Genomic DNA, 12,516 nt, shown 5'->3' with positions numbered 1-12,516 from the left:
GAACTCGGGATGAGCGTTACGTGGACCTGTGGGGATTTGAACCCCAGACCCCCTCGATGCGAACGAGGTGCGCTACCAGACTGCGCCACAGGCCCTTGCAACGAGTGAAACTCTAGCATCCCGATCGGGGTGCTCGGAAATCCGCTCCCTGACTGGTCAGCGCGCGGGTCACTCGTTGGCGGCGCGAGGTCGGTCGCCGTCCTCGTACTGGTCGAACAGCGGGGTGCGGCCGCGCTCCCGGGACCGGCGGGCGGAGGCGCTGCGCCGGGCGTCGCCCCGGCCGTCCTCCGGACGCTCCTCGGCCGGTGCCGGATCGGCCGCCGGGACCTCGGGACGCTGGTCCGGGGTGACGGCGCTGGAGCGGGCCGAGCTCCAGGTGCCGGGGGCGCCCAGGTCCACGTCGGAGGTGGCCCGCGGGGCGACCGGCGCGGTCACGTACGTGGGCAGCGGCACAGGGACCGGGTCCCAGCTGTCGCCGTGACCCGGGCGGCGCTGCCGCTCACGCTGCTGGTCGACCCACTCGGCGTGGTCGGTCTGCTCGACCAGCGCGCGCCGGTCGGCGGCGAGGGCGGCGGACAGGGCGGGGTCGGTGTGCGGCCCCGTCCCCTCCTCCGGCTCGTCGGCGACGACGGCCGCCTCGGCGGCCGCGCGGCGGCGCGGCTGCCTGGCCCGCTCCCGCAGCCGCGCCGCCGCGTCCTCGGCGCTCCTGCGGTCCATCTGGAAGGCGAACCGGCGCCGTTCCTGCTGGCGCAGATAGCCGATGTACGCGCTGAGCAGCACGGCCGGCACCGCGGGCACCCAGAGGAGGGCCAGGCCCCCCACCGCGGCCGCGATGGCGCCGATGGTGAAGGCGAGGAAGAGCAGCACGGTGGTGCGCCGCCTGCGGGCGAGCGCCTTAGTGCGCTGGGCGCGCGCCGCCGCGGACTGCGCCGAGGGCGCGCGCCGGGCGGGCGCGGGGTCGTGTCCGGGTTCGGGTGCCTGGGCGGAACGGGACGGGTGCGCCTGCCCGGAAGGGGACTTGGGGGCCGGTACGGCCGCCTGGTCGCGCGGGGCTTCCGCCCGCGCCTGCCACTCCGGCTCGGCGTCCGCCCGGACCTGACGGCGCGTCGGAGGCATGGCGAAGGCCCGGACGTCCACCGAGTCGGTGGCGACGTCCGGGTCACCGGCGTCCGGCTCCCCCTCCTGGGTGGAGCGCGCCCGCAGGTCCTTGGCGTACCGGCGCTCCATTCCCGCCCTTCCGGACAGCAGCCGGATGGCGGTGCTGAAGCGTTCCGTCGGACGGGCCTCGTTCAGCTCGTCCTGCCTACGGAGCCACATCGGCACCAAGTAGGCGGCCCAGGCCCCGACGATGACTGCGTAGATGAGGCCGCTGCTGCTCACGACTCACACGGTAGAGGGGTTTCCTCGGGGCCATCCGCCAATTGCGCCGGTGTGTCGCACGATCTGGCTGATATTTCCAGCTTTTTTTGCGACCGATGCGATCAACGGACCGTCGAAGGGGGGAATTGAATGCCCGGAGACCGATTAATTCGAACAGGTATTCAGTTTCCGGTGCTGTTCGCATTCCCGGGCTGTCCCGGCCGTCCGGCACGTGTGCGCCGCCAGCGGTCGACCAGGCCGTCGGGGATCTCCTCGGCCGTCAGCGCGTAGACCAGATGGTCGCGCCAGGCGCCGTCGATGTGCAGATAGCGCGGCCGCAGCCCCTCCTCGCGGAAGCCGAGCTTCTCCACCACCCGGCGGCTGGGCCGGTTCTCCGGGCGGATGCAGACCTCCAGCCGGTGCAGGCCCACCGCGCGGAAGCAGTGGTCGGACACGAGCGCGACCGCGGTCGGCATCACCCCGCGCCCGGCGACGGACTCGTCCACCCAGTAGCCGATGTGCCCGGAGCACATCGAGCCCCAGGTGATCCCGGCGACCGTGAGCTGGCCGACCAGGCGGCCCTGGTACTCGATGACGAACGGCAGCATCCGGCCCGCCGTCGCCTCCGAGCGCAGATGCCGGATCATCTGGCGGTAGGTGGGCCGGTGGGTGACCGGCCCGCTCGGGGTGGGCGGCGGGATGGTCGCCTCCCAGGGGCGCAGCCAGTCCCGGTTGCGCCGGTTCACCTCGCGCCAGGCACGCTGGTCGCGCACCCTTATCGGCCGCAGTACGACATCCCCGTCGACCAGCACCACGGGCCAGGATCTGCCGGTCAGCTCGCACCCCCGGCGCCCGCGTGGCCCGGCGCGTCGGGCCGGGGGTGGTCGCCGCCGCGGATCTGGTCGACGGCGTGCGTCAGCAGCGGCTCCAGCACGGCGAGCCCGTCCCGCACTCCCCCGCTCGAACCGGGCAGGTTCACGATCACCGTGGTGCCCGCGACCCCGGCCAGGCCCCGGGAGAGGGCGGCGGTGGGCACCTTCTCGCGCCCGTACGCCCGGATCGCCTCGGCGATGCCCGGCACCTCGTAGTCCAGGACCGCGCGGGTGGCCTCGGGGGTGCGGTCGGTGGGCGAGATGCCGGTGCCGCCGGTGGTGACGACCGCGTCGTACCCGGCCGCCACGGCCGTGCGCAGGGCGGCCTCGACCGGGTCGCCGTCCGGGACCACCTCGGGGCCGTCCACGGTGAAGCCCAGGCGGGTCAGCCCCTCGGCCACCGCGGGTCCGCCCTTGTCGGCGTAGACGCCCGCGGCGGCGCGGTTGGAGGCGGTGACGACCAGCGCACGGTACGAAGGGCCGCTCACGCCCGGCTCCAGTGGCCGGACTTGCCGCCGGTCTTCTCCTCCACCCGCACGTCGGTGATGACGGCGCCCTTGTCGACCGCCTTCACCATGTCGACCACGGTCAGCGCGGCGACGGAGACCGCCGTGAGCGCCTCCATCTCCACGCCGGTGCGGTCGGTGGTCTTCACGGTGGCCAGGATCTCCACGCCCTCGTCCGTGACCGCGAGGTCCAGCGTCACGCCGGACACCGACAGCGGGTGGCACAGCGGGATCAGGTCCGGGGTGCGCTTGGCGCCCATGATGCCCGCGATCCGGGCGGTGGCCAGGGCGTCGCCCTTGGGCACCCCCTCGCCGCGCAGCAGCTCGACCACGCGCGGTGACACGAGCACCCGGCCGCTGGCACGGGCGGTGCGCGCGGTCACTTCCTTCCCGGATACGTCGACCATGCGGGCCGCGCCCGCCTCGTCGATGTGCGTCAGTCGGTCGTGCGTACTCATGGTGTGCGGTGCTTCCCGTTCGCGGCCCGCCGGCGCCTGCGGTGTGCGGGCTCTTGTGCGCGCCACGGTACCGCCAAGTCGGCTCGGACAGCGGGCCGGGACCCGGCGCGGACCCGTCGGGGACCCGCGCGGGTGCCGTCCGGTCAGCCGAGCAGGACGACCTCGACCTCGATGCCGGGCTCGGCCGTCGACATGTCCTCGGGGAGCACGATCAGCGCGTTGGCGTGGGCCAGCGCGGCGATCAGATGGGAGCCGCTGCCACCCACCGGGGTGACCTCGCCGTCCTCGTGGTTGCCGCGCAGGAACTGGCGGCGGCCCTCGGGCGAGCGCAGCGGCTCGTCCACCTTGAGGGTGGCCCGCGTGCGCGGCCGCTGGACGTCCGGCAGGCCCATCAGGGCGCGGATGGCGGGCCGGACGAACAGCTCGAAGGAGACGTACGACGACACCGGGTTGCCGGGCAGCGCCAGCAGCGGGGTGTGGTCGGGGCCCACCGCGCCGAAGCCCTGGGGCTTGCCGGGCTGCATGGCGAGCTTGCGGAAGTCGACCGCGCCGCCCTCCTCCTCGCCGACCTCGGTGAGCGCCTCCTTGACCACGTCGTACGCGCCGACGCTGACCCCGCCGGTGGTGACCAGCAGGTCGGCGCGGACCAGCTGGTCCTCGATGGTGGAGCGCAGCACGTCGGCGTCGTCCGCGACGGCGCCGACCCGGTAGGCGATGGCGCCCGCGTCCCGGGCGGCGGCGGTGAGGGCGAAGCTGTTGGAGTCGAAGATCTGGCCGTGCGCCAACGGCTCGCCCGGCTGGACGAGTTCACTGCCCGTGGACATCACGACGACGCGCGGGCGCGGCCGCACCCGCACGGTGCCCCGGCCGATCGCGGCCAGCAGGGCGATCTGGGACGGGCCGAGGACCGTGCCCGCGGCGAGCGCCCGGTCACCGGCGCGCACGTCGCTGCCGCTGGGCCGGACGTGCGCCCCGGTCTCGGCGGGCCGGAAGATCCGGACCTGCCCCTCGGCGCCCTCGGGCGCCTGGGCGCGGGCCCGCATCCCGCTCGCGGGGCCGCCGCCGAGCCCGGCGTCCGTCCACTCGACCGGGACGACGGCCTCGGCGCCGGGCGGCAGCGGCGCGCCGGTCATGATGCGCGCGGCCTGGCCGGGGCCGACCTGGACCGGGGCGGCGTCGCCCGCCGCGACGTCACCGACGACGTCCAGGACCGCCGGGAACTCCTCGGAGGCCCCGGTCACGTCCGCGACCCGTACCGCGTAACCGTCCATGGAGCTGTTGTCGAAGGGCGGCAGGGACACCGGCACCATGACGTCGTCGACCAGCGCACAGCCCTGCGCGTCGGGGAGCTGGAGCTCGATGGGGTCGAGCGGGCGGACGGTGCTGAGAATGTCCTCCAGGTGCTCGTCCACCGACCACACGTGGTCCGGTCCGACGGGACGGTTCGCGGCGGTGCTCAACGTTCCTGCATCTCCTCGGCGACGAAACTGCGCAGCCAGGTCCTGAAGTCCGGGCCCAGGTCCTCACGTTCGCACGCGAGACGGACAATGGCACGCAGGTAGTCGGCGCGGTCGCCGGTGTCATAGCGGCGGCCCTTGAAGACGACGCCGTGCACCGGGCCGCCGACCTTCTCGTCCTCCGCGAGCTGCTGGAGGGCGTCGGTGAGCTGGATCTCGCCGCCCCGGCCGGGCTCGGTCTTGCGCAGTATGTCGAAGATGTGCGGGTCGAGGACGTAGCGGCCGATGATCGCGTAGTTGGAGGGCGCGTCGGCCGGCTCCGGCTTCTCGACCAGGCCGGTGACCTTGACGACGTCGCCGTCGCCGGTGGCCTCCACGGCGGCGCAGCCGTAGAGGTGGATCTGCTCGGGGGCGACCTCCATGAGGGCGATCACGCTGCCGCCGTGCTGCTCCTGCACCTCGACCATGCGCTGCAGCAGGGGGTCGCGGGGGTCGATCAGGTCGTCGCCGAGGAGGACCGCGAAGGGCTCGTGGCCGACGTGCGGGGCGGCGCACAGCACGGCGTGGCCGAGACCCCGGGGGTCGCCCTGGCGGACGTAGTGCATCGTGGCCAGGTCGCTGGACTCCTGCACCCGGGAAAGCCGGTCGGCGTCGCCCTTCTTCTGCAGGGCCGACTCCAGCTCGTAGTTGCGGTCGAAGTGGTCCTCCAGCGGCCGCTTGTTGCGGCCGGTGACCATGAGGACGTCCTCGAGACCGGCCGAGACGGCCTCCTCGACCACGTACTGGATCGCCGGCTTGTCCACGACCGGCAGCATCTCCTTGGGAGTGGCCTTGGTGGCGGGCAGAAAACGGGTGCCGAGCCCGGCTGCCGGGATGACAGCCTTGCTGATCCTGGGGTGCGACTGAGTCATGCGCGCCACTCTAACCGGTGTCCTTTGCGGAGAATCCGCTGCTCCGCTTAGGTGGACGTGATAGAGGCGGATCGAGAGAAAACCGAGACGGTCTGTGAAATACGACGAACACCCGGCCGACCTCGAAAAGCGCAATCTGCGCCGTGAACTCCTTTCCATCAGAGGGGTGTTGACGCCGGAGGAACGCACCGAGGCGGGCGCCGCGCTGGCCGTGCACGCCCTCCGGCTGCCCGAACTCGCCACCGCGCGCACGGTCGCCGCGTACGTCTCGGTGGGCACCGAACCCGCCACCACCGAGCTGCTGGAGGCACTCCGCCGCCGGGGCACCCGCGTCCTGCTCCCGGTGCTGCTGCCCGACGACGACCTCGACTGGGGCGCGTACACCGGACCCGGCTCGCTGGCGGCGGTCCGGCACGGCGGGCGGATGGAGCTGGCCGAGCCCACCGAGCCGCGCCTGGGACCCGACGCGGTGACGGAGGCGGACGTGGTGCTGCTGCCCGGCCTCGCGGTGGACGGGCGCGGGATGCGGCTGGGGCGCGGCGGAGGGTCGTACGACCGGGTGCTCGCGCGCCTGGAGCGCGCGGGCGCGCGTCCGGCGCTCGTCGTGCTGCTGTACGACACCGAGGTGGTGGCACGGGTGCCCGCCGAGGCGCACGACCACCCGGTGCACGCCGTGGTGACCCCGACCGGCGTACGCCGTCTCGCGCGCCCCTGAGGAGCCCCGACACGGGTGAAGGCCCTCACGCGTGCGCGTGAGGGCCTTCGTACGGGTGACGCCGTCAGCGGCTCACGGCCGCAGGTTCAGCGTGTCCTTCGTACTGCCGTCGACCGACTTCGCCGAGAAGGACCAGGGCAGCAGATCGCCCGCGGCCCACTTGTCGGTCTGGTCGGTGTAGTGGGCGCTGAAGGCGTGCCCGGAGGCGCCGCTGAGGTTGATCCAGCGGGACTTGTCGAGGTCCGCCATGTTGATCACCATCCGCATGGACGGCACCCACACCACGCCGTAGCCCCCGGCCGCGTTCCAGCCGGTCGCGTTGACGGTGGCCTCGCCGCCGCTGAGCTTCCAGGGGCCGCGGTTGAGCGCGTACTGGAGCAGCTCCGGGCCCTCGACGCCGAGGGTCTGGTTCTTCAGGAACAGCCGGTGCAGGCGGCCCCAGCTCCAGGTGTCGATGTCCTTGCCGAGCTTGGCGGTCAGCTCCCAGCGGGCGTCGATCATGGCGCGGGTGAACAGCTCGTCGCGGTTGTGCGCGGCCGGGCGGTTGCCCGACTTGGGCGCCTGCCACCACGGGCTGTCCGGCTTGTCCATGAGCGTGCGCACGACCTCGAACCAGCGGTCGCCGCCGTCCGGCTGCGCCTGGTCGGCGTCGCGGTCACCGCACTCGCGGACCTTGCTCCGGTCGTCCAGCGGACCGGTGCTGCCGGCCTTCTCCACCCACAGGCACTGCCCCTTGGCGCGCAGTTCCTTGGGGAGCTTGTCGCCGAAGCCGAGCTTGAGGATGTTGCGCCACACAGCGTTGAAGTAGGCGGTGGCGGCCGAGTCGGCGTCCTGGGTGTAGTCCCAGCCCTCCAGCAGCTTCTGCGCCTGGCGGACCTCGGGGTCGTCCAGGTCCAGCTTGAGCAGCTTGGGCACCAGCAGCTTGGCGATCTCGCTGCTGTTGTCCACCTGCATCTGGCGCATGTCGTCGGTGGAGACCTTGCCGCCGTCCCTGATCTTGGACTCGATCAGGTCGGCGATGCGCTGGCTGCGGGTGCCGTAGCCCCAGTCGGTGGTCAGCGTGTAGGGGTACTTGTCCTTGTCGACCACGGCCTGGTTGGCGGTGACGATGTAGCCGCGCTCCGGGTCGTACTCGTAGGGCAGCTCGTCCTGGTCCAGGAATCCGGTCCAGCGGTACTTGGAGTCCCAGCCCGGCGCCGGTACGGAGCCGTCGTCGCCCGCGGAACGGGTCGGGATCTTGCCGGGCAGGGTGTAGCCGATGTGCGCGGAGTCGGCGTAGATCAGGTTCTGCGACGGCACGTCGAACAGCGAGGCGGCCTTGCGGAAGCCGGTCCAGTCGGACGCCTTGTCCATCGCGAACACGGCGTCCATGGAGGTGCCGGGGTCGAGCGCGGTCCAGCGCAGCGCGATGCCGTAGCCGTCGCCGCGGTCGGGGGCGGCGGTGTCGACGTCGGCCTTGCGGCCGACCTCCACCAGCTCCTCGTCGCGGTCGGAGAGCAGCGGCATGCCGTCGGCGGTCTGGCGTACGACGATCTTCTTGGCGGTGCCCCCGGCGACCTTGATGGTCTCCTCACGGGTGCGGAAGGGGCGGACCTTGCCGTCGTAGAGGTAGCCGTCGCCGGACAGCTTCTCCAGGTAGAGGTCGCTGACGTCGACGCCGGAGTTGGTCATGCCCCAGGCGATGCTGCCGTTGTGGCCGATCACCACGCCGGGCATGCCGGCGAAGGTGTAGCCCGCGACGTCGTACTGGCACTTGCTGGAGACGTTCCGGCAGTGCAGCCCCATCTGGTACCAGACCGAGGGCAGCGACGCCGAGAGGTGCGGGTCGTTGGCGAGGAGCGGCTTGCCGGTGATGGTGTGCGCGCCGGAGACGACCCACGAGTTGGAGCCGATGCCCTGGCCGTTGACGCCGACGGCGGTGGGGAGGTCGTCGAGGACCTTGGTGAGGCCGGTGAGCTGGCCGGTGAGGCCGGTGCCGGTGCCGCCGGTGCCGCCGGCGGTGCCGGTCGCGCCCGTTCCCGTTCCCGTGCCGGTGCCGGTGCCGGTGCCGGTGCTCGTGCCGCCCGCCGTGCCGGTGCTCGTTCCCGAGGGGGCGCCGTCCTGCTGGAAGGTCCGGCTCAGCGCGCTGTACTGGCCCTCGCGCACGATCGGCTTGTTCCGGTCGTAGGGGTAGTCCGGGTACAGCTCGCGGATCTGCTGCGGGTCCAGGCGGCTGGTCATCAGGGCGCGGTCGGTCTCGTCGCGCATGTTGCCGCGCAGGTCCCAGGCCATCGCCTTCAGCCACGCGACGGAGTCGACCGGGGTCCACTCGGCGGGCTTGTAGTCGTTGGTGAACCCCAGGGCCGCGTACTCCAGGGAGATGTCCTGGCCGTCCTTGCCCTTGAGGTAGGCGTTGACACCCTTGGCGTACGCCTGGAGGTACTTCTTCGCCGACGGCGACAGCTTGGTGTCGTACTCCTGCTTCGCCACCCGGTCCCAGCCCAGGGTGCGCAGGAAAGCGTCGTTCTTGACCTGGCTCTTGCCGAACATCTCCGACAGGCGCCCGGAGGTGAGATGGCGGCGCACGTCCATCTCGTAGAACCGGTCCTGCGCCTGGACGTAGCCCTGTGCCATGAACAGGTCGTCGTCGGAGGAGGCGTAGATCTGCGGGATGCCGTAGCCGTCGCGCTTGACGTCGACCGGGCCGGAGAGGCCCTCGAGCGAGACCGATCCCTTGGTCTGCGGGAAGGAGGCCCGCACGGTGCTGATGGACCAGAACGCCCCGAAGGCTATGCCTCCGATGAGGGCCAGGACCAGCAGAATCACGACAAGGCGGGCTTTGCGCCCCTTCTTCCTGCCGGACGTGCCGGGCTTGTCGCCCGATGTGGCGGTGGTGTTGGGGGGCATCGCTGTCCTTGCTGTCCTCACGCGAGCGGCAGGCGGGGCTGTGACTTTGAATGAGCGCTGGAGCAACCATAGGCGCAGGCCCCGGAACCACTTGACGCGGAGTCGGGAACCAGCGCGGACGGGCGTTCGATCTTGCCAACCCGAGCGTCAAGGAAACGTCAAGAGTTAGGTAAGGTAACGAAGTAGTCGGGTGCGGTCCGCCGCCCCCTCGATGTCTTGTGTACGCGAGCCCACGTGCGCCCCGCGCGGGCCGATGAAGGGATGCGCCGCTGACTGTCCACCACCTCAACCAGCTCCTGTTCGCCTGCTCGCTGGTCCTCCTGGTCGCGGTCGCGGCCGTGCGGATCTCCTCACGCAGCGGGCTCCCCAGCCTGCTCGTCTACCTGGGGATCGGCGTCCTCATGGGCTCCGACGGCATCGGGAACATCCACTTCGACAACGCCGAGATGACGCAGGTCATCGGGTACGCGGCCCTGGTCGTGATCCTCGCCGAGGGCGGCCTCGGCACGAAGTGGAAGGAGGTACGGCCCGTATTGCCGTCCGCCTCCGTGCTGGCGACGGTGGGCGTCGCGGTCAGCGTCGGCGCGACGGCCGCGGGCGCGCACTATCTGGTCGGGCTGGAGTGGCGGCAGGCGTTCATCATCGGCGCGGTGGTCTCCTCGACCGACGCGGCGGCCGTGTTCTCCGTGCTGCGCAAGATCCCGCTCCCCTCGCGAGTGACCGGCACGCTGGAGGCGGAGTCCGGCTTCAACGACGCCCCGGTGGTCATCCTGGTCGTCGCCTTCTGCCAGGCGGGCCCGGTGGAGCACTGGTACATCCTGCTGGCCGAGATCGTGCTGGAGCTGGCCATCGGCGCCGCCCTGGGTCTCGCGGTGGGCTTCATCGGCTCCTGGGGGCTCCGGCACGTCGCCCTTCCGGCCTCCGGTCTCTACCCGATCGCCGTCATGGCCATCGCCGTCACCGCGTACGCGGCGGGCGCCCTGGCCCACGGCAGTGGCTTCCTCGCCGTCTATCTGGCGTCGATGGTGCTGGGCAACGCCAAGCTGCCGCACTGGCCCGCCACGCGCGGGTTCGCGGAGGGGCTGGGCTGGATAGCGCAGATCGGCATGTTCGTCCTGCTCGGCCTGCTGGTGACCCCGCACGAGCTGGGCGACGACGTGGTGCCCGCGCTGATCATCGGACTGGTGCTGACCATGGCGGCCCGTCCGCTGAGCGTGGTGCTGAGCCTGACCCCGTTCCGGGTGCCGTGGCAGGAACAGGCGCTGATGTCCTGGGCCGGGCTGCGCGGCGCGGTCCCCATCATCCTGGCGACCATCCCCATGGTGAGCGGGGTCGAGGGCAGCCGCCGTCTGTTCAACATCGTCTTCGTGCTGGTCGTCGTCTACACCCTGGTCCAGGGCCCGACCCTGCCCTGGCTGGCCCGCAAGCTGCGGCTCGGCGAGGAGGGCGCGGCATCCGACCTCGGCATCGAGTCGGCGCCGCTGGAGCGGCTGCGCGGCCATCTGCTCTCGCTCACCATCCCGGACGACTCCCGGATGCACGGCGTGGAGGTCGGCGAGCTGCGGCTGCCGCCGGGCGCCGCCGTCACGCTGGTCGTCCGCGACGGCAAGTCCTTCGTCCCCTCCCCCACGACCGTGCTGCGGCACGGGGACGAACTGCTGGTGGTCGCCACCGACCCGGTCCGCGACCAGGCCGAGCGCCGGCTGCGCGCCATCACCCAGGGCGGCAAGCTGGCCGACTGGCTCGGCACGGGCGGCGGTAAGGAGCACCGGCACTGAGGGTGCTGGTTCTCACAGGCTCGGCGGCGGGGGCCGCCTGTACGATCAAGGCATCTGATCGAACCAACTCTGTCCGATTCGTCTGACGCAGAGCTGGCGCGACCGTATGGCGGCCGGACCTCAGCACTTCCACCGGTATCTACCGCAGTTCCGCGCGCAAGAGGACGGCTCTCGGTGCCCCCGCACGGGCGCGCTACCAGGCGGAAGAGAGGCACGGGCCGTGGCATCCACGGTCACCACCGAGCAGTCGGCGCCGTCCCGCCCGGGTTACGGGCAACTGCTGCGCACCAAGGGCGCGTGGACCTTCCTGGTCCCCGGCTTCGCGGCACGCCAGCCGTTCGCCATGCTCACCATCTCCATCGTGCTGCTGGTGCGGCACACCACCGGCTCGTACGGCGCCGCCGGGGCCGCGGCGGCCGTCACCGGGGTCTCCATGGCCCTGTTCGCGCCCTACAGCGGCCGTCTCGCGGACCGCTACGGCCAGCGGACCGTGCTGGTGCCCGGTGTCGTCGTGCACGCGGCGGCGGGGCTCACCCTGACCGCGCTCGCGCTGGCGCACGCCCCTCTGTGGGCGCTGTTCGTCGCGGCCGTGCCGACCGGCGCCTCGGTCCCGCAGGTCGGCCCGATGGTGCGGGCCCGCTGGGGCGCGCGGCTGAAGGGGTCACCGCTGATGAGCACGGCGGCGGCCTTCGAGTCGGTCACGGACGAGCTGACCTTCGTCGTCGGCCCGCTGCTGGCGACCGCCCTGTGCACCGCCGTCACCCCCTGGGCCGGACTGGTCACGGAGGCCGCGCTGACCCTGGTCGGCGGTCTGCTGTTCGCCGCCCAGCGGGGTTCGCAGCCGACCGTCGGGCACGACGCGGAGCCCGGCGAGGAGGCGCACGCGCGCGTGTCCGCCCTCCGGGTGCCCGGCGTACGGGTGCTGATCGTGACGTTCCTCGGCATCGGCGCGGTCTTCGGCGGGATGCAGGTGTCGCTGGCCGCGTTCACCGAGTCGATCGGCGAGCCCGGTCTGAACGGCGTCCTCTATGGCGTCTTCGCCGCCGGGAACATGCTCTCCGGGGTGGTCTGCGGCGCGGTCGCCTGGAAGTCGTCGCCCCGGCGCAGGCTCGTGGTGGGCTACGCGGCGCTCGCGCTGACCACGTCCGCGCTGTGGACGGTGCACTCGGTGCCGCTGCTGGCCGGTCTGGGCCTGCTGGTCGGCATGTGCATCGCGCCCGCCCTGATCACGGGGTACACCCTGGTCGAGGACCTGGTTCCGGTGGGCGCCCGGACGGAGGCGTTCACCTGGCTGACCGGCGCGGTGGCGCTGGGGCAGGCGGCCGCCGTCACGGTCGCGGGACAATGGGAGGACCGGCTGTGGGACGGCGCCGGGTTCCTGGTCCCGATGGCCGGGACCGTACCGGCGCTGGCGACGATCCTCGCCCTGCGTTCCCTGCTGGTGGCGCGGAGCCGGAACCGGACCGTGGCGCGTGGCGTCGGTCACCGCGAGCCGGTCACGGTGGACTGATCCACGGGAATGCGTCACTATGGAGCATCGTTAGCACTCACTGAGTGAGAGTGCCAGGAGGAAG

Annotated in this window: 10 protein-coding genes and 1 tRNA gene; 3 read left to right on the top strand and 8 right to left on the bottom strand. The window is 72.2% G+C overall.

What is annotated here, in order from left to right:
- Positions 1–21: 21 nt before the first annotated feature.
- From ACIPPM_RS26320 to galU, 7 genes are all read right to left on the bottom strand, one after another.
- Positions 22–95 (bottom strand) — tRNA-Ala (locus tag ACIPPM_RS26320).
- 73 nt (positions 96–168) lie between these two features.
- On the bottom strand, positions 169–1,380 hold the full coding sequence (glpR, locus tag ACIPPM_RS26315; RefSeq protein ID WP_401452210.1) for a gephyrin-like molybdotransferase receptor GlpR: 1,212 nt from the start codon (positions 1,378–1,380) through the stop codon (positions 169–171).
- A 161-nt stretch (positions 1,381–1,541) separates the two neighbouring features.
- Complete coding sequence (locus tag ACIPPM_RS26310; protein WP_389004958.1) at positions 1,542–2,174, bottom strand: GNAT family N-acetyltransferase; 633 nt, start codon at positions 2,172–2,174, stop codon at positions 1,542–1,544.
- Between the two features lie 17 nt (positions 2,175–2,191).
- The gene (locus ACIPPM_RS26305; RefSeq protein WP_401452208.1) at positions 2,192–2,719 is read right to left on the bottom strand and encodes a molybdenum cofactor biosynthesis protein B; all 528 of its coding nucleotides are present in this window, start codon (positions 2,717–2,719) and stop codon (positions 2,192–2,194) included.
- On the bottom strand, positions 2,716–3,195 hold the full coding sequence (gene moaC / locus ACIPPM_RS26300) for a cyclic pyranopterin monophosphate synthase MoaC (RefSeq protein ID WP_030814523.1): 480 nt from the start codon (positions 3,193–3,195) through the stop codon (positions 2,716–2,718). Before moaC ends, ACIPPM_RS26305 begins: the two co-directional genes overlap by 4 nt.
- Positions 3,196–3,338: 143 nt before the next feature.
- Complete coding sequence (gene glp / locus ACIPPM_RS26295) at positions 3,339–4,655, bottom strand: gephyrin-like molybdotransferase Glp (RefSeq protein ID WP_401452206.1); 1,317 nt, start codon at positions 4,653–4,655, stop codon at positions 3,339–3,341.
- Positions 4,652–5,563, bottom strand: a complete 912-nt coding sequence (gene galU, locus ACIPPM_RS26290) for a UTP--glucose-1-phosphate uridylyltransferase GalU (protein WP_401452204.1) — start codon at positions 5,561–5,563, stop codon at positions 4,652–4,654. Before galU ends, glp begins: the two co-directional genes overlap by 4 nt.
- A gap of 94 nt (positions 5,564–5,657) precedes the next feature.
- On the opposite strand from galU, the gene ACIPPM_RS26285 reads away from it, so the two are divergent.
- Positions 5,658–6,278 (top strand): 5-formyltetrahydrofolate cyclo-ligase, encoded by a 621-nt coding sequence (locus tag ACIPPM_RS26285; protein WP_401452202.1) that lies wholly within the window; start codon positions 5,658–5,660, stop codon positions 6,276–6,278.
- Positions 6,279–6,350: 72 nt separating this feature from the next.
- On the opposite strand, the gene ACIPPM_RS26280 is transcribed toward ACIPPM_RS26285, so the two are convergent.
- Positions 6,351–9,164 (bottom strand): penicillin acylase family protein, encoded by a 2,814-nt coding sequence (locus tag ACIPPM_RS26280; protein WP_401452200.1) that lies wholly within the window; start codon positions 9,162–9,164, stop codon positions 6,351–6,353.
- 269 nt (positions 9,165–9,433) lie between these two features.
- Here ACIPPM_RS26280 and ACIPPM_RS26275 point away from each other — a divergent pair, with 269 nt between their 5' ends.
- Together ACIPPM_RS26275 and ACIPPM_RS26270 are read left to right on the top strand one after the other, a co-directional pair.
- Entirely contained in the window at positions 9,434–10,942 is a 1,509-nt protein-coding gene (locus ACIPPM_RS26275) for a potassium/proton antiporter (RefSeq protein ID WP_401452487.1), read from the top strand.
- A gap of 220 nt (positions 10,943–11,162) precedes the next feature.
- The gene (locus ACIPPM_RS26270; RefSeq protein WP_401452198.1) at positions 11,163–12,452 is read left to right on the top strand and encodes an MFS transporter; all 1,290 of its coding nucleotides are present in this window, start codon (positions 11,163–11,165) and stop codon (positions 12,450–12,452) included.
- The last annotated feature ends 64 nt before the right edge of the window (positions 12,453–12,516 follow it).

It is taken from the genome of Streptomyces sp. NPDC090119 (assembly GCF_044747085.1).
Taxonomy (GTDB): domain Bacteria; phylum Actinomycetota; class Actinomycetes; order Streptomycetales; family Streptomycetaceae; genus Streptomyces.
This window is presented reverse-complemented; position numbering and strand designations above follow the sequence as displayed.